The organism is Pedobacter sp. PF22-3 (assembly GCF_026239555.1).
In the GTDB taxonomy this organism is placed as follows: domain Bacteria; phylum Bacteroidota; class Bacteroidia; order Sphingobacteriales; family Sphingobacteriaceae; genus Pedobacter.
Map to the genome: position 1 here is coordinate 506,215 of NZ_JAPIVP010000001.1, position 23,190 is coordinate 529,404.

19 protein-coding genes are annotated in these 23,190 nt (G+C 39.5%); 9 read left to right on the forward strand and 10 right to left on the reverse strand.

Annotated elements, in window-relative coordinates:
* Positions 1-26: 26 nt before the first annotated feature.
* From OQX63_RS02080 to OQX63_RS02105, 6 genes are all read right to left on the reverse strand, one after another.
* Positions 27-749: a type 1 glutamine amidotransferase domain-containing protein gene (locus tag OQX63_RS02080; protein ID WP_265849238.1), complete on the reverse strand. Its 723-nt coding sequence runs from the start codon at positions 747-749 to the stop codon at positions 27-29.
* Between the two features lie 7 nt (positions 750-756).
* Positions 757-900, reverse strand: coding sequence for a hypothetical protein (locus OQX63_RS02085; protein WP_265849239.1), 144 nt, complete (start codon positions 898-900; stop codon positions 757-759).
* A gap of 119 nt (positions 901-1,019) precedes the next feature.
* On the reverse strand, positions 1,020-1,703 hold the full coding sequence (locus OQX63_RS02090) for a hypothetical protein (RefSeq protein WP_265849240.1): 684 nt from the start codon (positions 1,701-1,703) through the stop codon (positions 1,020-1,022).
* 65 nt (positions 1,704-1,768) lie between these two features.
* Complete coding sequence (locus tag OQX63_RS02095) at positions 1,769-2,356, reverse strand: Crp/Fnr family transcriptional regulator (protein ID WP_265849241.1); 588 nt, start codon at positions 2,354-2,356, stop codon at positions 1,769-1,771.
* Positions 2,357-2,485: 129 nt separating this feature from the next.
* Complete coding sequence (locus tag OQX63_RS02100; RefSeq protein WP_265849242.1) at positions 2,486-3,406, reverse strand: helix-turn-helix domain-containing protein; 921 nt, start codon at positions 3,404-3,406, stop codon at positions 2,486-2,488.
* A 56-nt stretch (positions 3,407-3,462) separates the two neighbouring features.
* Positions 3,463-4,236, reverse strand: coding sequence for an SDR family NAD(P)-dependent oxidoreductase (locus OQX63_RS02105; RefSeq protein ID WP_265849243.1), 774 nt, complete (start codon positions 4,234-4,236; stop codon positions 3,463-3,465).
* A 316-nt stretch (positions 4,237-4,552) separates the two neighbouring features.
* On the opposite strand from OQX63_RS02105, the gene OQX63_RS02110 reads away from it, so the two are divergent.
* From OQX63_RS02110 to OQX63_RS02120, 3 genes are all read left to right on the forward strand, one after another.
* Positions 4,553-4,735 carry a hypothetical protein gene (locus OQX63_RS02110; RefSeq protein WP_265849244.1) on the forward strand — a complete coding sequence of 61 codons (183 nt, stop codon included), beginning with the start codon at positions 4,553-4,555 and terminating at the stop codon, positions 4,733-4,735.
* A 135-nt stretch (positions 4,736-4,870) separates the two neighbouring features.
* Positions 4,871-6,013 carry a M23 family metallopeptidase gene (locus tag OQX63_RS02115; protein ID WP_265849245.1) on the forward strand — a complete coding sequence of 381 codons (1,143 nt, stop codon included), beginning with the start codon at positions 4,871-4,873 and terminating at the stop codon, positions 6,011-6,013.
* Between the two features lie 155 nt (positions 6,014-6,168).
* On the forward strand, positions 6,169-7,479 hold the full coding sequence (locus tag OQX63_RS02120) for a hypothetical protein (RefSeq protein WP_265849246.1): 1,311 nt from the start codon (positions 6,169-6,171) through the stop codon (positions 7,477-7,479).
* Positions 7,480-7,493: 14 nt separating this feature from the next.
* On the opposite strand, the gene OQX63_RS02125 is transcribed toward OQX63_RS02120, so the two are convergent.
* From OQX63_RS02125 to argS, 4 genes are all read right to left on the reverse strand, one after another.
* The gene (locus OQX63_RS02125) at positions 7,494-8,288 is read right to left on the reverse strand and encodes an XAC2610-related protein (RefSeq protein WP_265849247.1); all 795 of its coding nucleotides are present in this window, start codon (positions 8,286-8,288) and stop codon (positions 7,494-7,496) included.
* Positions 8,289-8,376: 88 nt separating this feature from the next.
* Positions 8,377-11,856 (reverse strand): gliding motility-associated C-terminal domain-containing protein, encoded by a 3,480-nt coding sequence (locus tag OQX63_RS02130; protein WP_265849248.1) that lies wholly within the window; start codon positions 11,854-11,856, stop codon positions 8,377-8,379.
* Between the two features lie 26 nt (positions 11,857-11,882).
* Positions 11,883-12,647, reverse strand: coding sequence for a sulfite exporter TauE/SafE family protein (locus OQX63_RS02135; RefSeq protein WP_265849249.1), 765 nt, complete (start codon positions 12,645-12,647; stop codon positions 11,883-11,885).
* A 69-nt stretch (positions 12,648-12,716) separates the two neighbouring features.
* On the reverse strand, positions 12,717-14,489 hold the full coding sequence (argS, locus tag OQX63_RS02140) for an arginine--tRNA ligase (protein WP_265849250.1): 1,773 nt from the start codon (positions 14,487-14,489) through the stop codon (positions 12,717-12,719).
* A 360-nt stretch (positions 14,490-14,849) separates the two neighbouring features.
* Here argS and OQX63_RS02145 point away from each other — a divergent pair, with 360 nt between their 5' ends.
* The 6 genes from OQX63_RS02145 to OQX63_RS02170 all read left to right on the forward strand — a co-directional run bounded on the left by OQX63_RS02145 (position 14,850) and on the right by OQX63_RS02170 (position 23,027).
* Positions 14,850-16,295 carry an arginine deiminase family protein gene (locus OQX63_RS02145; protein WP_265849251.1) on the forward strand — a complete coding sequence of 482 codons (1,446 nt, stop codon included), beginning with the start codon at positions 14,850-14,852 and terminating at the stop codon, positions 16,293-16,295.
* Positions 16,296-16,357: 62 nt separating this feature from the next.
* A complete protein-coding gene (gene ctlX / locus OQX63_RS02150) occupies positions 16,358-17,290 on the forward strand; it encodes a citrulline utilization hydrolase CtlX (RefSeq protein ID WP_322974212.1) in 933 nt (310 codons plus the stop codon).
* Between the two features lie 344 nt (positions 17,291-17,634).
* The gene (locus OQX63_RS02155) at positions 17,635-18,213 is read left to right on the forward strand and encodes an alkylphosphonate utilization protein (RefSeq protein ID WP_265849252.1); all 579 of its coding nucleotides are present in this window, start codon (positions 17,635-17,637) and stop codon (positions 18,211-18,213) included.
* 1,262 nt (positions 18,214-19,475) lie between these two features.
* Positions 19,476-20,864, forward strand: a complete 1,389-nt coding sequence (locus tag OQX63_RS02160; protein ID WP_090496099.1) for an arginine decarboxylase — start codon at positions 19,476-19,478, stop codon at positions 20,862-20,864.
* 158 nt (positions 20,865-21,022) lie between these two features.
* A complete protein-coding gene (locus OQX63_RS02165) occupies positions 21,023-21,919 on the forward strand; it encodes a DUF72 domain-containing protein (protein ID WP_265849253.1) in 897 nt (298 codons plus the stop codon).
* Between the two features lie 553 nt (positions 21,920-22,472).
* Complete coding sequence (locus OQX63_RS02170; protein WP_265849254.1) at positions 22,473-23,027, forward strand: PH domain-containing protein; 555 nt, start codon at positions 22,473-22,475, stop codon at positions 23,025-23,027.
* Positions 23,028-23,190 lie beyond the last annotated feature (163 nt).

Consider the following 23,190-nt stretch of genomic DNA (forward strand, 5'->3'; position numbering starts at 1 on the left):
GCTGGGTTCACATTTTTTTACAGAATTTAAATTTGAGCGATTTCTGTTAATTGCCCGGCTTCTGCTGTATCATTTAACAAATCGATCAGCGCCTTCGCCACTGGGCCCGCCGATAGTGGATTTTGACCGGTGATCAGCAAACCATCTTTTTCTACATGTGATAAAAATGGCAATAGCGCCGTTTTTACCGCTGCACCAAGCTCTTCAAGTTTCGTTTGAAGCAGATAGGGTACATTACCACTTCGACCCACTAAAGTTTCCTCGGTATTGCTGAAGGCGGATATGATTTTCCCTTTTAAAAACCCTGGGCGTTGCCTTTCTGCACTAATTAATGCGGCTGGTCCGTGACATACAGCAGCAACCGGTTTTCCAGCATCCAGAAAATCCAGAATCAAAATTCCACTGTTATTGTCTTGGGCAAGATCCCAAAGCGGGCCATGACCTCCAGGATAGAACACTGCATCGTAGTCATCAGACCTGATCTGATCCAAAACCTGGGTTTGCGAAAAAGCCGTTTTTGCCACCTCATCATCATTATACCTACGGTTAGCGCCAGTTACATGCTCTGTTAATTCACTCATAGGATCAACAGGCGGCCTTCCACCTTTCTGGCTGGCTAAAGTTACCTGATAACCCGCATCTATAAATTCATAGTAGGGATCTGTAAACTCACCTAACCAAACACCTGTTTTTCCATCGGTATTGTCCATCGTGCTGTGCGACGTTAACACCATTAATATCTTCTTCATAAGGATTTTATTTAATATCATCTGGTTCTAGTTCATTCCCTTCCTCATCAATACGTTGATGTTCATTCCAGTTCGAATCCTGACCGTTTTTATCCTGCTGCTCCACATTTTCGTCTTGCGGCTGCGCTTCCTTTTCTTTAGGGTCTATCATAACAATATTATTAGTTTAAATAACAACATAACCGGTAGAAAATAGTTCAGTAAAATTTAAATTGCCTTACAATGCCAAAAGAAAATAGCCAGATACTTACTTGATGACGGAATAACTGTTTAAACATTGGTTGGTTCTGCTGATTTAAATGATTGTTTTTTCCTGATCAGTAAACGATAAATAGCCAGGCACCCCGGAATCATCGGAAGAACCGCAGTCCACATGCCCGGAAAATAATACTGCCCGGTGGTTCTGAAATAAAAATTAGGCATCTGTGGTATTCTGGTGCCTTTAATCGAGGCCGTTAACGAGTGCGGATCATGTGGAAGCAAGTTGGGCGCAATCAGCGGAAAAATAAAATGGGTAAACTCTGCCACACCCGGGCCAATAAATATAAACCAGGCCACAAATCCAGCTATCGGTACCTTGTAATACAACCCAAGTGAAGTAAGGGTATAAATCACCGGACCGATTAGCGCAAACACCATCAAAAAATTCTTTTCGCTCCATGGAATACCAAACAGTCTGCTCATTGCGGGTGCAAAGCCCATGAGGTACTCCTCAACAATATGAATCTGCAAACCAGCAACGGTAAGGATAAAAAGCGGGAGGATAATGTTCGGTTCTACAGGCTTTTTTAAATACGTAAAATACCAGCAAAACAGGCCAACCAATGCAGAGCCGCCTACTATAATAACAGGAGGAAGTCCAATAGAAAGATATCCCATGATGGGTGCTACAAGGGTAAAAGTACAGGCTGCCAACAAGCTTACTTTTTGGGATGATGATAATGGGTTTTTCATAACGGATTAATTTTTACCCGAAAGTACAACCCTTGTATAATCCAGCATTTATCAAATGATAAAAACTATTTCATGGACCTGATTCTGCTCAAAGAAACCTGTGTAATACCCAGATAAGATGCCACATCCGCCAGGCTGATGCGTTGCATAAGCGGCCCATATGCATTTAAGAATTTATGGTAGGCTACCTGGGCTTTTTCTTCCAGGTTGCTGCCAATCCTATCCATCATATTTACTGCGGCCAGCGAAAGGAGTTTCCGGTAAAAGGTTTCCACAGCGTGATATCGCTTGCAGAACATGTCTAGGTCATCATAATTGAGACAGGTGATTACCGTATCTTCAAGAGCCAGAACAGCGTATGCAGATGGTTGTTGAAGTACAAAACTGTCTAGAACAGTAAACATATTCCCTTCAGCAAAAAAACGCATAATGAATTCCCTTGTATCCGTATAAAAGAAAGTTTTAACCAGTCCAATGTCTACAAAATAGATTCGCTTACATACCGTTCCGGCTTCTAAGATCAGTTCTCCTTTCTGATATTTCTTCTGATAAAGTTTTGATCGCAAAGTGTCGTTTACTTCGTTTTCAAGAGGTGAAAGAGAAGAGACAAAAGCTAAAAAGTTGGTTGCATTTGAAAATTGATTGCTAATCATGATAGCAAGTTACGAAAGGATAGCCTTAATACAGTCCTCTTTTTTATGATAAGTTTATACTGTGCATTGCCTTTAACGATAGCTTTGAGGTGATCATCAGTTAACTATAGATTTCTATTAAGCGCATTATCAATCATAAGCAATCCGAAATTCCATTGGCGAAAGACCCGTCCGAACCCTGAACATCTTGCTGAAAGACTGCGGATGTTCGAACCCCAATTCATAAGCGATCTCTGCCACCGTCAGGTCAGTACCGGTTAGTCTTTCCTTTGCTTTTTCGATAAGTTTGCTGCGGATATATTGCTGGGCATTCTGGCCGATCAAAGTGCGTAACATATCACTTAAATAACCAGAAGAGATATTGAGCTGCTCAGACAGGTAATGTACTGTTGGAAGGCCCTGGCGCAGTGCTTCCTGGTTATTGAGGTAGCTATCAAGAATGCTTTCGGTTCTTTGAAGAATATCATTATTGGCTATTTTCCTGGTAATAAACTGCCGCTTGTAAAATCTATTGACATAGCTCAGCAACAACTCGAGTTGGGCAATTACGACCTCCTGGCTGAACTCATCTACTCGGCTATTGAGTTCCTGCTCCATGATTTGATAAACCGATAGGATAATTTCCCGCTCAGCTTCCGACAGATGCAGTGCTTCATTGGATGCATAAGAAAAATAGCTGTACTGTTTTATTTTCCGGGCGATGGGATGCCCGAGCAGGAAATCAGGATGGATGAGCAAAATGTAACAATAGGTTTCGCTGTTATAATCATTGCTTCCGATCAGCTGGTTAGGTGCCATAAACAGCATGCTGCCCTCATCAAAGTCGTAATAATTCCGGCCATATTTTAGTCTGCCCCTATTCCTCGTAATGAAAGTAATCTTATAAAAACTTAACACGTCATAGATTGGTGCCATCGCTGTATTGAACGGATTGTTCTGGTTGAAATGAACCAGACTGATCAGCGGATGCTGCGGCGCCGGTAGCCCGAATGCCTGATGGCTTTCCGATATCGATATAAAACGGATCAGTTTATCTCCCTTACCTTTCATGCTATAAATGTATAAAAAACCTATGATTGGCGATCATAGGTTTTAACTGTTAAAAATTACCAGGGTAGGATATTGTTTTCACCACTGAAATTGGCCGGACCAGTAAAACTTCCGTTCGGAAGATCTTCAGCCAGCGCCACGCGGATCGGCTCTTTAGAACCTTCTTCCACAGTGTCGGTTCCCTGAAAATTATTAAGGGCCGTTGCGGTAAAGCCCGGACTTACCAGGTGAACCTTGATGTTGGTATGCTCCAGATCGATCGCGAGTGACAGAAAGATTCCATTCAGTGCTGTTTTTGAAGCACCATACACGGCGTCGAAATTTGAACGGTACGGGTTTTCCGGATTGGCATTGATCGTGAGCGATCCCAGCGCACTGGAAACGGTTACAATTCTGCCGTTTGGCGCTTGGTGCAATAAAGGCAAGCAGGCCTGTGTTAGGGCCAGTGTCCCAAAAACATTCGTTTCCCAAACCATTTTCAGCTCGTCAATAGGTACAATGCTGGCACGCTGCGAACCCAATACATCCTCCATGGTGCGGCCGGGCTTACCAGCGTGAGAAACCGCCGCATTGTTGATCAGCAACGTCAGGTATCCGGATTTATCTTCAATGGTTTTAACCACTGTCCTGATCGATTCATTGTCCGTAATATCCAGTTGGATCGCGATGGCCGATTCCCCAAGCTGCTCAACCGCGGCTTTTCCTTTTTGCAGGCCGCGGGAACCGGCATACACGGTATACCCGTTTTCCACAAGGGCCTTGGCAATCTGAAAGCCCACACCAGTATTTGCACCTGATACGAGTGCAACTTTATTTTCATTTATCTGCATAATCTTTAATTTGATGCAGCAAATATGAGGATCAGATTAACCATCAATGTAACTCAATCGAGACTATATGAAGCAGAATCGAAGATGATATCAAATTTTAGATTTTGTACATTAATAGGTTGCAGCCTATGATTGAGGATGAGGTGTTCTTCACATTTATACTATGCTTAGGTGTTGGAATTAAGGTAATCTTCCGATCAAACATCCATGCAGCATATTACCAATATTGGATTGAAATACCAATACTACAATAAAATTTGAATGTGAGATGCAACACAGGCTTAATTTTGGTGTCAGGTAAATAAATATTTGCTTGATGAATAAAATCCTAATTATTGCGCTCCTATTGCTTACTTACACCAATGTATTTGCTCAGCAAACTTTCCAGACTCAGCTAGACAGTGTGTTTACGGTAATGTATAATCAAAAACAGTTTAACGGCTCTGTACTGGTAGCCGAAAAAGGCAAAATATTGCTGGCAAAAGGTATGGAAAAGTGATAGGAACCGCCATCAGGAAAAGCAACAATTAAGGTCTTGAGTAACTAATCATAAATAACTGCATATTGATATTATTAATCGTATCCATGTAACCTCGATGCATTAAGTCACATCTAACAGGTAAATACTTATAGAATGAAAAGTAAAGGCTTGAGATTATCCTATTTAATTTTGCTATTCAGCTTTGTTTTTTTGAGTCGTTCACTTGCTCAGTATGTACCAGCGAAGCCTTTTTCATTTCCGCTGCAATTGGAAATGCGTGTACCATTTGGCCCTACTGCTTTTCCGAACGAACCAAATCTTTTCCTGATCTATGAACTTTACCTCACGAACTTTAGTGCTTCACCCATTCGTTTACAACGTATGGAACTGCTTAATGGAAACCGGAAAAGCAACTCTCCGATCGTATCTTTCGACTCGCTGGAACTCAGAAGCATGGTGAAAATTTTGGGTAACAATAATTCAAAAGATGGACTAACTATTGAAGCCGGGAAAAGTGCAGTGTTATATATAGCAGCCAAAACAAACAAAGGTGTGGTTTTTCCCGACAGCATCATTCATCGGATCATTACATCGGATGATTCTTTAGATGGAGCAGCAGTAAGTACGCATACCACGAAAATTAAAACACTCAAAGCACCTGTAACGGGTTCGGATTGGATTGCAGCCGATGGTCCAGGCAACGGCATTGATAATCATCACCGACGGGGAAATATCATTCTTGGCGGACGTGCGATAAATTCGAGGCGATTTGCCATTGATTGGAAAAAAGTTAAAGATAGCCTTTCTTTTTCAGGCGATCCCGCAAATGTGCAATCGTATTTCTGTTACGGCGAAAAAATATTTGCTGTTGGCGATGGTACGGTCATCACTGCTACAGACGGATTACCGGATAACATTCCCGGCCACGGAAAAGCCTTTCATCCGGCAGTGCCACTCACCTTCGAAAAACTGCCTGGTAACCATATCGTAATTGATCTTGGTGACGGGCAATATGCCCATTATATGCACATGAATTCAGGTAGCCTAAAGGTTAAAAAGGGAGATCATGTAACCAAAGGGCAATTATTGGGCAACATCGGTAATTCCGGAGATGCACGGGAACCGCATCTGCATTTTGAGGTAACCACTTCTGCCCAGCTCCTTTTGGGAGAAGGCATACCTTACGTAATTGACTCCTATCGGTTAGGATATCAGGATGGTTTTGATGAAGTGCGAAACAAGCAATTACCTAAAGAGAAAGAAATTGTTGAATTTGGACAAGTAAATAAAAGATAACTGGCCAATGCCTGTATGACATACCCTTTGCTTAAAGCTTACCATGCTTCAGCGATTTTTAATTTTAGCTCGATTTGCTGACTGGATAAAATGCCACAGATTGCTTATGTTTATTTCAGATTTTATATTGTATTAATTTTAAAAAACAGCTCGCTTTGAAAGCATCTATCTTAATATTCCTTATCTCCATATTTTTATTAAAAGCAAATGCCCAAAACACGAATCAGTATATCATTACATCCGATATTAAAAACTTTTGGACAGCTTATGATAAGATTAAAGAGACCAGTGATAGTACTTTGCACACAGGTTACATTAATGATCTGTTTATTAAACAGGGTACTGATGGCTTAAAATTGATCATGAAAGCGAGAGGATACACGGCTAAATCTTATCTGGATGCGATTTATCACTATCCGCTTTTTTGGCGTTCGATAAGGGCCAATACCCTGCGCGCGAATGAGTTTGCAGATAGTATTGCAATAGAGGTAGATAAATTAGCCAGGATTTACAAAAAACTTAAACCTGCCCATATTTATTTTACCATTGGAGCCTTACGCACAAACGGCACTACATTAGATGGAAACGTGCTGATCGGCAGTGAACTTGCCTTAGCTGACACTCATACTGTTTCTTCGGAGTTCCCTAATGCACTATCACACCTAAAAACTTTTTTCAACAGCAACCCGATTGGGGGAACCGTATTCTTAAATGTGCATGAATATGTGCATACCCAGCAAAAAAGCAGTATTGGCTATAACCTCCTTTCTCAGTGCATAATTGAAGGTGCGGCAGAATTTGTAGCCGTAATGGCTACCGGAAAGCCATCAGTAACACCTGCTATTTATTTCGGAACACAGCATTTTGAAAAGGTAAGAAGCGTATTTGCCAGACAAATGTTTTTTGAAGATACTGGGTTTTGGTTGTACAGTAATGCCAATAATGAATTTAACATGCGCGATCTGGGCTATTATGTAGGGTATGAAATCTGTAAAAAATATTATCAAAATGCCAAAGATAAAAATCTGGCCATCAGTGAAATGATTACGCTCGACAATAATAACCCATCAGCTTTATATCAATTTGTTGATCGCTCTGGTTATTTTGAAAAACCCATATCCAAATTATACAGGGAGTATGAAAATGATAGGCCGAAAGTTTTGGGAATTAAAGAATTTAAAAACGGAAGCAAAAAAGTTGATCCAAATCTAATGCAGGTTACCATTAAATTTTCGGCTAAAATGGATAAAAGGTATCGGAATTTTGAACTTGGACCGTTGGGGGAAACAAATTTATTGAAGATCAAAGCATTTACAGGCTTTTCTGATGACGGATATTCAGCTTCTTTTAGCGTGGCTTTAAAACCCAGTAAGCAATACCAGCTGGTGTTAGGTAGTGGTTTCCGCAATGAAAATGGAATACCACTTAAACCATACCTGATTGAATTTACAACTGCAAATTTATAAACATGAAAAAGTCGCTAATTTTCTGCTTTTTTAGCGCTTAGCCAGGTTAAGTGATTATGAGCAGTATATTTATATACATTATTCCACCAGTTTGCACCGCCCCGGCAGGCTGTAAGCAATAACTTATTCTTCTTATCCAATGTTACATCACAAAACCCAGAACATTTAGCTTTTGGGGCATCTGGTTCTGCTAGCAACTCGAACCGCTTTGACACGGGATTGTACAGATAAATGGTGAAAGTTCTGTAAACGCCCATCCCGGCATCTGGAATGGAAAATGCCACATCATCATATCCATCAAAATTGTAGTCATCTATAGTGCCTCTACGTTGAGGATCCTGGCTGTCAAAACCAGGTAAATGTGCTATTTTTTTTTTCTTATCCGGATAGCCGAAGGTAAGCTGTTCATCCATACCCCGCGAAAAAGATATGATTACCCCATTCAGCAGGTAACTTACCTTTCCAGAATAATCTTCCTTGTCTTTCGCCTGCTCCAGCTTAAATAGCTTATGATCTTTATTTCTCGAGTACGATGCTGCTGAGATTTGATTGGTTTGCTGACTCAGTTTATAAGTTCCGGTCACTTTTCCTTCAACTACTTCATCCCAAATGTAGGTAACTTTTAGTTTCGAAGTTTTATCCTGCAAGGTCTGTTTTTTTAATTTTAGTGGAATCACTCCTTGCTGGCCCCGGTATTGCACATATGCCCCCTTTCCACCGGTACCGTAATAAATATTCAATTGAAAAGGTTTAGTGCCTGAAGTTGATTTAAGCAAAAAAGGCTGTGCCTGAACAGCACAACTTATCATAGCCAAAGCCATTATTAATTTTAAATTTCTTATCATCGCTATAAACGCATTTTATATTAAAAGATTAAAAGGTTGATCACAGTAAATATTAGTTTAATAAAGTTAGCGAACCTGTAATCATTTCACACGCTTGACCTAGTTTTATAACATAGTAATATACACCAGTCGGAAGCCTTGTGCCTTTAGTCGTTCCATCAAACGGCATATGATATCCAACTGATTCATAAACCTTATTTCCTACTCTATTAAAAATTTGAATGTTGGCTTTTGGATAATTCTCAATACCTTTTAAATTCCAAATATCATTAACACCATCATTATTAGGTGTAAATGAATTTGCTACGGTTAATCCAGACAAGCCTACGGTAATTTTCACTTCCACTTTAACACTTTCACAATCTCCCATGCGTTGGGTAACAAAGTAATTTTTATCACCTCTGGCATCAATTTTAAAAACGCCACCAACCGAAACGTCTACAGGAAATAAAGCATCTTTATTTTCATAAAGGGCATAGCTGGTGGCTGTTGTCAACCCACTTGCCCGCAAAGTAGCTTCCCCCGGAGAACAAAGTTGGATTGGCATAACAGTCGGTGCTGATATCTGGCTGGTCAGATTATCAACTACAAAATCCGAAATCAATGGCTGGCAATTTATGGCATCAGTAATTTCCAGTTTATAATCATCTTTGGGTAAATTGTAAATGTCTAAACTATTGCCAATCTGTACACCGGCACTGTTAGTCCATTTATAGTTATATGGTGCAAGACCACCACTAATTTGCATTCCGGTAATACTTCCCAGTCTTTGATTACAATTATCATCAGCTATGCGAACATTGCTCTTTTCTAAAACAAGTTCAGCATACCTGTTAACCCTATAAGTAATTAAGTATTTTTCGCAACCGTTGTCATCTATTCCGTAAACTTTATAAGCTCCGGCATCTACGTTTTCTAGTACTGCTGTATTTCCACCAATTGTTCTACCCAATTCATCTTCCCATCTATAACTTGTTGGCGGATGAATTGGATTTTGCATCATCACTATGATTTTTCCGTTGTTTAATCCACAAGAAGCATCGGTAATGATCTTTGTAATACCACCACTCACATTGATTAAATTTGGCTGTGCAACTAAAATAAGATCATAAGTTTTAGTACATGACGGATTTGAAGCTGTTAACTGGTAACTTCCGGCAGGCATCCCTTCTAAATTTACCTGATTACCAACTATTTGACCACCACTATTTTTCCAGATATAGGCATTAGCTCCTCCTATTTGCAAGCCGTTTATACTTCCATTGTTGCCCACGCAAGTAGGATTAAAAATTTGTTTCCGGCTATCATCAATGGTAATGGCATTGGCATCCGGAATGGTAATAACCGGTGTTATGACCGCTCCACAACTGGATTGGTCTGTCACTTCCAAAGTGTACTTTCCGGGAGGCTGATTGATCAGATCTTTAATGCCTGCCACCTGCAGATTGTTGACATTTTTCCATTTATAGGTTAAGGTGCCGCTTCCAGTTGCTATAACTCCGGTAATGCTTCCAGAGTTTGTACCGCAATTGGCTGGCTTTATTGACAAGGATTGCAGGCTAACGTTTGGTCCAGAACTAGTGGTTAAGGTAACCGGCCCATAAATCTCGCTACAACTATTATCCGAAGTGGATAGGGTTAATGTATATCTTCCAGGCGTAACATTTGTTAAATTTAATGTTGTAGCTACTTCGGTACCCAGTTCATTTTTCCAACTGTAAACTGCGGGTGATGACGTATTATTGACCACCTGTAAACCGCTAATACTGCCACCGGTACCACAAGCGGGATTTATTATCCGAACATTTGCAGCATTTGTGATCAATCCCTTTTTAATTTCAAACCATGGTGTTACTTCACTACAATCGCCATTGGTTGCTTTTAACCGATAAGTGCCAATTGGTACATTTAAGAGATCTTTTCCCCTGCCTACTATATTTCCAGTTGCATCCAACCATTCTACATAAGTGGCACTTAATGGCAACACACCTGTAATAGAGCCAGTATTGCCACAAGTATGAGTAATCTTAATACCAGAAACATCTACCCTTGTACGCGTAAATTCAGAAGTTATCCCATTTAATGTAGCTGATGCAATTACCGATCTCAATAATGTACCGCTGTACTGCCAATTTCCACTGGCATCTGCTACTGTACTGGCAAAATAGGTTTCGGGAGAACATGTTCCGCACAAGTCGCTGTAAAAAAGCTCTATTGTTGAGTTTGGTGTAGCCTTACCTACTACACTATTAGCAGTTGCATCGGTAATTTCTACATTTGGTGGGATTCTCATTCCATAATTATCCAAAATCATGGGAAAAGAATTCTTTGTACAAAAAAAACTGTTTTTATTAATTGCTGCAGAAGTACTTGGCCATACATTAACAGGTTTACAATATCCTATATAATTTGCATCAGCAGGATTATCACCACCTATTTGTACTTTATCCACGTAGTATACAAAAATACCGGTATTAACATTTGTTATCTTAATAAAATTTCGATTTACACCAATATAATTCCGCTTAATTTCCACCGCGTTTTTAACTCCGGTAAGTTGAATAGCAGTTGAACCACCAACAACATTATCTTCTATTTTAATGGTACTCAACGTGTAAGGCGCACTTGAACCGATATAAATACCCGCATTAGCAACTAAATTATCAGCTACACTTAAATCTAAATTATTGCCAAGAATATTGTACTTGAAATTGATAAATGCCGGGGTGTTATATATTGGATCAGCATATTGCCCCGTGTTAGACTGATGGATGTAAAAACCTTTAGCCACAACATTTTGTCCTGCTGGCGTACCATCTCCAATATTGACTATTCCATAAAGATTTTGCATATACGCATTGTATGATTGCAAGGCATTTGTACGGGCTGGTTCCGTTATACCATTAGCCTCCACACCAAGAAGAGTAGATTTCATCGAAAAATTCTCAACATAACTGTCGGAATTAGATGAAAGACGAAAATTTGAAGACAGATCACGATTAAAACCACAAATCACATTACCCTTACCTACATCACCTAACCTGATATTTTTTGATGCCGTCAGCGCGACACCTACAACCCGCTCAAATACTACACCGGAAGTAAGATTAAAAACGGTAGTATTGCGAAGATATAACCCATAAATACCTACATCATTTACATTATTGAGGTTAAGACCAATATAAGAATCCTGAAAGGTAAAAGCCGCTATGATTTGAATTTTAGCCGTACTGCGTCCAAAAACAATTCCTGATTGTGTCGATCCATCAATATCCAGATTTGAAGAAACATCAGGCAATTGACTGAGCAAGGTTATGGTTCGTCCTGATTCGCTTTGATCTGCCAGATTAAAATAAATAAAGTCTTTATCGGCACTGCCATTTGCGGCTGCTTTTATTAATGCTTCCCTTAAAGTTCCCGGGCCAGCATCCGCGTTCGAAGTTACCATAAAAACCTCTGCACGGGTAGCTGAAGAAATAAAAAGCGTAAGTAATAACGAGGCGAGAATAAATTTAAGCGTTAATCTAATCATGGATTAACAAATCTAATAAGATTATCTTATTTTAATAATACATCGTAAGCAAATCTCAAAATCGTTCCGAAAACTACGATTAAGAAGAAAATGCGCACAAATTTATTCCCTTTAAGTAAAGCCAGTTTCGTACCAAAAAAAGCACCGAAGAGATTAAAAATAGCCATGGGTATGGCATATTGAAATAAGATGTGGCCAGTTGAACTAAAATAAAGAATCGCGGCCAGATTGGTGGCCATATTTACGATTTTAGCATGCGCGCTGGCACCAATAAAATCGAAGCCAAGTACAGCAATGAAAATCAATATGAGAAAAGCACCTGTTCCGGGACCAATCAATCCATCATAGAAGCCGATAACCAGCCCAAAAAAAGCCGACATCAAAACCTGTTTTTTTACCGAATGATTCTTTTCCTGATGAATCCCAAATTGTTTGTTAAAATAAGTGTAAGCGGCTACTAAAATCAATACCACCAGAATAATCGGCTTAATTACCGAATTATCAATCCTGCTCACTAGAAAAGCGCCCAAAAAAGCAGAAATAAATGCGGTACTGGCACAGGCAATGAGCACCTGATAATTAAACTTAACCTGTTTAGCATATTTAAAGGCGGCAAGTGTTGTGCCGGCAATTGATGGGATTTTGGTTGTACCTAAAAGCGTGGCTACCGGATAGTGAGGTAAAATAAGTAAAATGGCGGGTGTTTGCAATAAACCACCGCCACCTACAATAGCATCTATAAAGCCAGCAGCAAAAGCCACCAAACAGAGTAAAATCAGTTCAGTTGCCATCTTGATCGTGTGAAAACCTCATCAATCCTACATTTTACATTATACGTCTTACATCTCCCATCCAACGTCTTACATCCTTTCTGGAGAAGCAATCCCCAGAATCAGCATTCCGGCATGAATAATATCAGCAGTTTTTTTACAAAGGTTTAAGCGGAATTGTTTTAAGTCACCTTCTTCCGTTTTCACAATTGGAGGTACCTCATGGTAAAACTTATTGAACAGCTTGGCCAGTTCATATAAATAGTTGGCTAAACTTGCCGGACTAAAAGCCTTGGCCGCAATTTCTATTTCTGCAGGGTATTTGGCCAATTGCAGGATCATTTCCAGCTCTACAGCTGATATCCCTGAAAACTGTTCACTGGTAACTGCAAACTGATAGTTCGATTTGCTTAACAACGATTTTATCCTAGCATGAGTGTACTGAATAAATGGCCCGGTATTACCCTGAAAATCAATACTTTCTGCTGGGTTGAACAATAAACGTTTTTTAGGTTCTACCTTCAACAAGAAATATTTTAAAGCACCCAAACCAATGTTTTTGTAAAGTTCTTCTTTATCTTCCTGAGGAAAATCATTGGTTTTACCCAATTCTTCGGTTTTCTCACGTGCGGTAGTAATCATACTTTCAATCAGTTCATCGGCATCTACCACGGTTCCCTCACGGCTTTTCATCTTTCCGTTAGGCAAATCCACCATCCCATAAGATAGGTGATATAAACCTTTCGCCCAGCTTTTACCAAGCTTCTCTAAAATGAGGAACAAAACCTTAAAATGGTAATCCTGTTCGTTGCCTACTACGTAAATAGACTCATCCATATTAAAATCGTCGTGTTTCATTTCGGCAGTACCCAAATCCTGTGTAATGTAAACCGAAGTGCCATCTGCACGTAATACCAGTTTCTGGTCTAAACCATCTTCAGTTAAATCAATCCATACCGATCCATCTTCTTTTTTAAAGAAAACGCCTTTGGCCAAACCTTCATCAACCGTGCCTTTTCCTAAAAGATAGGTATTGCTTTCGTAGTAAAACTTATCAAAATCTACCCCCAGGTTTTTATAGGTAATATTGAAACCCGCGTATACCCATTCGTTCATTGTTTTCCAAAGCGAAACCACTTCCTCATCACCCTGCTCCCATTTTAAAAGCATTTGTTGTGCTTCTTTAATTAACGGTGCATTTTTCTTGGCTTCATCTTCGGTTTGTCCTGCTGCTTTTAAGGTATCAATCTCTTTTTTATATTCCCGATCGAATATGACGTAGTATCTGCCAACCAAATGGTCGCCCTTTTCGCCAGTACTTTCCGGAGTTTCGCCATTACCCCATTTTTGCCAGGCCAGCATTGATTTGCAGATGTGAATACCACGGTCGTTAACCAGGTTTACTTTTACCACATTGTAACCATAGGCTTTAAGCAATTCGGAAACCGAATAACCCAATAGGTTATTGCGTACATGCCCCAAATGAAGCGGCTTGTTGGTATTTGGCGATGAATATTCTACCATTACCTTTTTCCCGTTTGCTGGGTATCTACCGAAATCAGGTGCTAAAATTTCTTCATTAAACTGCTTTAAGAAATAACTTTCTGCAATGCTGAGGTTCAGAAAGCCTTTAACTACGTTAAATTTGGTAATATCCTCAACATGGGCCACTAAATATTCGCCTATTTCGGCAGCTGTTTGCTCAGGTGATTTTTTAGAGATTTTAGTAATCGGAAAAACCACAATGGTAGCCTGACCTTCAAATTCTTTACGCGTTTCCTGTATATTGATTACACTTTCAGCTATTTCTTCTTTATAAAGCTCCAAAATGGCTTTCTGTGTCTCGGTAATAATAAAATTCATAGGCCAAAAATATGTAAAAAAGGTGGAAGGTGAAAGGTTTAAGACCGAAGGTTTTTGAGCTTCTGAAGGTTTGGAAAGGTGCTGTAGTACTTATCGGTACCGATAGTCCTTCTTTTCGCTATAGTCCCGATTGAAGGAATCGGGAGCTGCCGCTGCAATAAGGTTTATAGACGAAGGTGTTGCACATGAAAAAAGCCTGAAGACCCGGGTCCGAAGCTGGAAGACAGGATGCCCATAACGATACACCCCATTTACCACAAAAATTTCCGGCACTTATTTCAACCTATATCTTCGGACTTTCGGAACCTGGACTTTCGGACTCTCAAAAATTCTGATAGATTTGCAATAACTAATTTATTTATGAGCGAGCAGAATCTAAATTTTAAAGTGAATGTAAATACCGAAATCGGCAGGTTGCGTAAATTGTTAATTCATAGTCCTGATAGTGGTTTGGGCAAAGTGGTACCTTCAAAAGCACAAGACTGGCTTTTTGAAGACATTGTGCATTTAGATACCATCCGTAAGGGTGAATACGATTATTACATCAAACTGTTGATGTATTTTTTAGATCCAGGTAAGATTAAGGGCAAACTGGCAGAAATTGATTCTGAAGCTGCCAACCGAAATTTCTATAAGCCTAATCATCCTGAGTTTCACAACTCAACAGCAGTAATCGAAATACAGAATTTATTGAGCGAAATGCTGGAGGATGAATCCATCCGGAAGAAACTGGTATCCGCTGTTTGTGCCATTGAAGGCTGTACCTATAAAGTGCAAATCGCACTGACCAATACCCCGGCTAAAGAACTTGCAGAGATCTTTATTTCGGGTACCCTGGCCAACGATACCATGATTTTTGCGCCAATCCCTAACCTGATTTTTACCCGTGATGTGGGCATCACCATTAATGACCACATTCTCTTAAATAAACCTGCAAAAAAAGCACGCGTACGCGAAACGCTTCTAATGCGCTATATTTTCTTTAACCATCCGTTGTTTGAAAGTTACCGCAACAACATTCTCGAAATTCCGGATGTTACCATGCACTTTTTACGTCCTGGCGATGAACCCGCTTTCAGCACCACGCTTGAAGGTGGCGACGTGATGATGGTTAGCCCCAACCACGTATTAATCGGGTGTAGCGAACGGACATCAGAACATGGCGCAAACGAAGCCATTAAACTCTTGTTTGAACAGAATGTGGTAGAAAAAGTAACGGTAGTAAAAATACCGAGCAAGCGTGATTACATGCACCTGGATACTGTGTTCACACAAGTTAAACGCAACACCTGGGTCATTTTAAACTCGATTGCGCACTCACCTAAATACAATCCTTACGAGCCGATCAACTTCTTAAAAGAGCCGGAAAAACTCGAAGCCACTACCGCCATTCAATTTACCAAAGCTAACCCGCAAGAACCGAAACATTTCGAACACGTAGAAGCTTTGCTGAATGATATTAGTCAGAATGATTTGAAGAGTACCGAACCAACTAAGATTATTTATAGCGGAAACAATACTTTCCCTTACGATTCAAGAGAACAATGGACCGATTCGTGCAACCTGTTGGCCATTAAAGAAGGTGTGGTTTTAGGTTACGATAGGAATGACAAAACTGTTGAAGCCTTTAAAGCAGCCGGTTTTGATGTAGTTGATGTGAAAGATTTAATCCAGGATCTGGAAAGTGGCAAGGTAAATCCCGAAACCATAACCGATACTTTGATTTTAATGCCATCAGCAGAACTTTCGCGCGCTCGCGGAGGTTTCCACTGTATGAGTTTACCTGTTTTGAGAGACAATTTATAGATATAACGTCATGCTGAATTTATTTCAGCATCTAATCAGAAAGATCCTGAAATGAATTCAGGATGACGAAGAGAGAAAGAAAAATGCAAACTACCAACCATATCCTCATGATCCGCCCGGTTGATTTTAAATTCAATGAGCAAACTGCGGCGAACAATAAATTTCAGGTAGCATCCGAAACGCAGGACGTACAGTTACAGGCCTTAAAAGAGTTTGATGGTTTTGTTGAACTGTTAAGGCAAAATGATGTTGATGTTACTGTAGTTGATGATACCCTGCAGCCAGAAACGCCAGATTCAATTTTCCCGAATAACTGGGTTTCTTTTCACGAAGATGGCTCGGTTTACCTGTACCCCATGTTTTCTGAAAACCGCCGTTTAGAGCGCAGAAAAGAAATACTTGAAGGCCTGAAAATCCGGTTTGAACTGAACCATGTAAGCGACCTGAGCTTTTACGAAATGCAATATGCTTTTTTAGAAGGTACTGGCAGTATGGTGTTAGATCGCACCAATAAAATTGCCTACGCTTGTTTAAGTGTACGCACAGATGAAGAGGTTTTAAATAACTTTTGCATGCTTAGCGGATACGAGCCTGTTGTTTTTCAGGCGGTAGATAGTGATAATTTTCCGATTTACCACACCAATGTGATGATGTGTATTGGCGATCGTTTTGCAGTAGTTTGTCTCGATTCGATCCGCGATGCTGAAGAGCGCCTGCAAGTGAGTATCAGTTTAAAAGGTAGCGGTAAAGAAATTATCGAAATCAGTCTGGAACAGATGAATAAATTTGCCGGAAATATGCTACAGGTTTCTAATACGGCCGGCGAAAGTTTGCTGGTAATGTCAGAGCAGGCGTATTTATCCTTAAACCCTGAACAGATTGAAACATTGAAGCGGTACAGTCGCATCATTTATGCACCACTTTACACCATCGAAAAAAATGGTGGTGGTAGCGCAAGGTGTATGCTGGCAGAAATACATTTGCCGGGTAAATAAACGATTGGTTGCAAAATCTTGCTGTGGTTCGTGTGTCTGCACGAACCATTTTATTTTTTGCCACGGAAACTCTAAACACATGGAAAACCCAATGAATAGAGTGCAACTCGGGATTCAACCTCATCCTTCGCCGTGGTTCGAGTCGCCACGAACCGCTTTTTTGACACGAATGCTTGAAACGCACGGAAAAACCCATTGGATAGAATGTATCTTGCGATTCAATACATATCTTTTTATCAAGCAAAGTTTAACTCGCCAAACAAAGATTCCATTAAAATGATCTACATCATAATACCTGTTCATTCCGATTAGTTTTATTACTTTCGCGGAAAATTTAAACCCACATGTCTTTACTACAAGAATTACAGACCCGTTCGGGCAATAAATGCGAATTGTGCACTGCTGAAAACAGTTTATCAGTATACGAAGTTCCCCCAACCAGCAACGCCAATGGCGATAACAGCATTTTAGTTTGTAAAACCTGTTTAGCGCAGATTGAAAAAAATGAACAGCTTGATGCCGGTCACTGGAAAATTTTAACAGAAACCATGTGGTCGGAATTTGCACCTGTTCAGGTAGTGGCCTGGCGCATGTTAAGCCGCTTGAGAAATGAAGGTTGGGCTGCAGACAGCCTAGACATATTATACCTGGATGATGAAACCTTAGAATGGGCTAAAAAAACCGGCGACCATGAACAGGAAGGTACAGTTGAATTTCATCAGGATAGCAATGGGACCCGTTTATTTGAAGGCGATACCGTTGTTTTGGTTAAAACACTTGATGTTAAAGGTTCAACCCTGAGTGCCAAATTGGGTACGGTAGTAAAGAACATCCGCCTGGTGCACGATAACACCGAACAAATTGAAGGTAAAGTAGAAGGTCAGACCATTGTGATTTTAACGAAATATTTAAGAAAAGGATAATTTTGATGCTGGGGTACGTTTGGTGTTTGCGCGCGTTTCAAAACGCGTGCCTAATAACCTAAAATTGTATCGTTATAAACCATATTCTACACCGTAGTTCGCATCTATATGCAATGGGATTTTTGCCACGGAAGTTTAGCACACAGGGAAGACTTTCACATCAAAGCACCTTGCTTTAAAACCCTAAATAGCTGCACGGTCTTTGCCAACTAAACCTGATCGGAACGGGCACGAGTGCAACGAATAAAGTGGAGAGCAGGGCCAACCCCAACCTATTAAAACAGGAACCTGCTTTCCTAAACATGAAGTAAAAATAGCTTCTGCCATGGTTCGTGTCTGCAGGAACCACTATAGTTTAGCCTCAAATTTATAAGTCAAAAGGGAAAATTTGATATAAAATCATCTCTTTTGTTGGCGCGCGTTTCAAACGCATCCCTAAATAGCTCAACGATTATATCGTTACAGACTATATTCTACACCACAGTTTGTATCTATTAGCTAATATTTTGCCACGGAAGCACGGAGCGCACAGAGAACTAAAAGATAGATGCACCTCGCTACCAACCCCTAAATAGCAGTAAGATTCTTACCAACTAAACCTGATCGGAACGGTCACGAGTGCAACGAGTAAAGTGGAGAGCAGGGCCAACCCCAACTTATGAAAACAGGAACCTGCTTTCCTAAACATGAAGTAAAAATAGCTTCTGCCATGGTTCGTGTCTGCACGAACCATTATAGTTTAGCCTCAAATTATAAGTCAAACGGGAAAATTTGATATAAAATCATCTCTTTTGCTGGCGCGCGTTTCAAACGCATCCCTAAATAGCTCAACGATTATATCGTTACAGACTATATTCTACACCACGGTTTGTATCTATTAGCTAATATTTTGCCACGGAAGCACGGAGCGCACAGAGAACTAAAAGATAGATGCACCTCGCTACCAACCCTTAAATAGCAGTAAGATCCTTGCCAACTAAACCTGATCGGAACGGGCACGAGTGTAACGAGTAAAGTGGCGAGCAGGGCCAGCCCCAAACTATGAAAACAGGAACCTGCTTTCCTAAACATCAAGGAAAACAAAATAAATTTATTATTGCATTATAGTCGGATAAACAAAAAACCTACTCTATTTTTTTTCCAAAATACTTTATATTCAAATTTTATGGTGATGCTAAGCGTTTCTCTACAGTAAAAATAATTTTAATACCGTTTAATTCTCGATTTAAAATTACATTTTTGCAAAAATTATTTAAAAGTAAATGCAGAGTTACTCAGAATTTCTCGATCTAAGCGTTGGCTTTCCACAGGAAGGCTTTGATGTGATAGATGATGAATTATATTTTCAGGATTTAAACCTGATGGAAATGATCGAAACTTACGGTACTCCCCTACGTTTCACATACTTACCCATGGTGAGCAAGAAAATTCAGCAGGCGAAGATTCTTTTCCAGACTGCCATTTTAAAGAACAACTATCGCGGCGATTACAAATATTGCTATTGTACAAAAAGCTCACATTTCAGACACATTGTTGAAGAAGCTTTAAAGAACAATATCCACCTCGAAACTTCTTCTGCTTTTGATATGCCTATGGTTGATGCCCTTGAGAAAAAAGGTGCTTTAACTAAAGATACCACCATTATCTGCAACGGATTTAAAACTTACCAGTACAAACAGTATATCATTGATATGCTGCACGATGGTTATACCAATATTATTCCGGTTTTAGATAACAAGGAAGAATTTAACCTTTTTGATGATGAGGTTGATATCGATACTCCTTGTAATCTGGGGATCCGTATTGCTGCTGAAGAGCAGCCAGATTCGCAGTTTTATACCTCACGTTTAGGTGTGCGTATGGAAGATGTAATTGATTTTTACAACAATAAAATTGTACACAATCCTAATTTCAGGGTAAAACTATTGCACTTCTTTATCAATTCGGGTATTACCGATTCGCCTTATTACTGGAACGAATTGGAAAAATACGTAACCCTTTACTGTAAATTCAAAAAAATCAACCCTGATTTAGATACGCTTGATATTGGTGGCGGTATGCCTTTTAAAGATTCGTTGGTTTTTGATTTCGATTACGAGTATATGGTTAACGAAATTGTTAAAAGGATAAAAGAAATCTGCGCCATCCACGAAGTAATGGAACCCGATATTATTACCGAATTTGGTAAATATACCGTTGCAGAGGCTTCTGGTATTTTATATAAGGTTTTAGGCCGTAAGCAGCAAAACGACCGCGAGCGCTGGTTAATGTTGGATGGTTCTTTCATCACCAACTTGCCTGACGTTTGGGCTTTAAACCAAAAATATATCCTGCTTCCCATTAACAACTGGGATGCTGAATACGAACGTGTTAACTTAGGTGGTATTACCTGTGATGGACAGGATTATTACAACCAGGAAGCACACATGAACAGTGTGTTTATGCCTAAAACCCGTAAAGTACAATATTTAGGTTTCTTCCATACCGGCGCTTACCAGGAAGTGTTGAGCGGATATGGCGGTATACACCACTGCTTATTGCCCAGTCCGAAGCATGTGTTGATCCGCAGAAACCGTGACGAAAGTTTTAACTTTGAAGTTTTTGGCGAAGAACAGAACAGCAAGCAAGTATTGAAGATTCTGGGTTACTAAGCCAGTTTGCAGCTGGAAGTTTACAGTTGAAGAAGCTAAACATAAACTTTCCACAATAAGCCCAAGCAAAGCACAAGTTTCTTATTTTTACAATATATAAATACCTTAGTTGAATAAGCTAAGGTATTTTTTTGGCCTTACACCTAAAACCTTTAAAAATGCAATTCGGTAAAGTAGACGATCCCTCAATTATAGATTACACACTTCCAGCTGATGCTGCGGAAACGGTGCGAATTTTAGCTGCAAATAAACCTAAACAATCTTTTAAGGCTTACGTAGGTTGTGCAAAATGGAACAAGGCTGATTTAAAGGGCTTTTACCCGAAGGGAACAAAAGACGAGCTTAGCTATTATTCTACTCAATTTAATTCCATTGAGCTTAATGCCACCTTTTATGGCATGCCTACCCGAGAGCAGGTAATTACATGGACACAAAAAACACCTGCAGATTTTAAGTTTTTCCCGAAACTGACCAATACCATCAGTCACTTTAAAAGATTAATCAACGTTAAAGAGCCTGTAGCGCAATATTGTGATGCCATTAGTAATTTCGAGGATAAACTGGGAATGGCTTTTCTCCAATTGCACGATAACTTTAAACCTAAAGATTTTGAAAGGTTAAAAATTGTGATAAACGAATTTCCAAAAGTAATTCCGCTGGGTGTTGAAGTAAGAAATACGGAATGGTTTAACAACCCCGCCATTGCAAATGAATTTACCAAACTTTTTGCAGATAACGGGGTAACGAACATTATTGTAGATACTTCGGGGCGAAGAGATATGATGCACATGCGCTTAACTACACCAACAGCTTTTGTACGTTTTGTAGGTGCCAATGATGATGAAATCGATAAAAAACGTTTAGATGACTGGATTGAAAGAATTGTGGACTGGAAAGCGCAAGGTTTAGAGAACCTATATTTTTTCGTACACCAGAATGTAGAACTTTCTTCCCCGCTGTTTTCAGCCTATTTTACAGAGAAACTAAACAAAGCGGTAGGGACAGATTTAAAGATCCCGGTAATGGCCAACCAGGCTTCGCCAAGTTTATTTTAGTTTTTATTAAGAGTCGTCATTCCAGAGTATGCCTATCGTGTGGACACATGTTTTTTAAGTATTTTTAAGCGTTTTGCTAACCAACTTTAATAAAGCACGGATTTTAACCAAGAATGCTGTCAATCCCAAGAGCCTTTGAAAATCAAAAAAACAGATGCAGTTCAGGTAAATTGGCACCAACAAACTTCAAACTTAGGTTTTGTGTTCACAACCGATGATCTAATTTTTAAAAAATATTGAACACAAACCCTGAAGAACTCAATCAGACCAAATAAAACTTTGACTTATTTTAAAAAATTTTTGATCCGCAGAGCCTTCGGATTATCTACTGTGTCGAAATGACGCCTCATCTCCTACTGTAAGTTGGAATTTGCCATTTCGCCTTAATGAGTTATGGATTTATAGCCTACTGCAAAGATTAAAAATCCTTACTAACAACAACAAGTGATTTATTTTATCGAATTTTAATATTAAATTGAAGTTTTGTGTATTGAAAATCCTAGGAACGACAATTTACACGAGCAGCAATCAAACCAAACAACAAAATAAATAAATGACAAATTACGAGATCGAAAACGAACTAAAACCTGATTTAAGCACAGACGAAAAATTAATTTGGACAGGAAAACCTAAGACAGGAATTTTATTTAGAACCTCAGATGCACTCTTCATTCCCTTTAGCTTGCTTTGGGCTGGGTTTGCAGTTTTCTGGGAAACAGGTGTTATTACAACCGATGCACCTTTTTTCTTTAAACTCTGGGGTATTCCATTTGTTTTAATAGGAATATACATCACAGTAGGGAGATTTTTCATCGACGCAAAAAAGAGAGCAAATACCGTGTACGGAATTACTTCGGAAAGAATTATTATTAAAACGGGAATATTTAGCAGAGAAATCAAGTCATTAAACATCAGAACCCTAACCGACATCACAATTAATCAAAAATCTGATAATAGCGGAACCATTACATTAGGACCAACTGACTTTAGAAATGCGATGATGCAGGGGATAGAATGGCCAGGTGTAAAGCAACCGGCATGTCTTGAGTTTATTGAAGATGTAAAAAATGTTTACAACCAAATAATCAACCTCCAACGACAGAAATAACTGCTCAACCGATAGTTTACTTCCTGAAATCAGCCTCCAAAAAAAGCTTTTCAATTTAATCAATGATTGTAACAAATCATCTAAAAACAAGAAACCTAAAAAAACAATAGTTAATTCGGGATATAATTATAAATAGAAAATTGTAAATTGTTCACTGAAAACT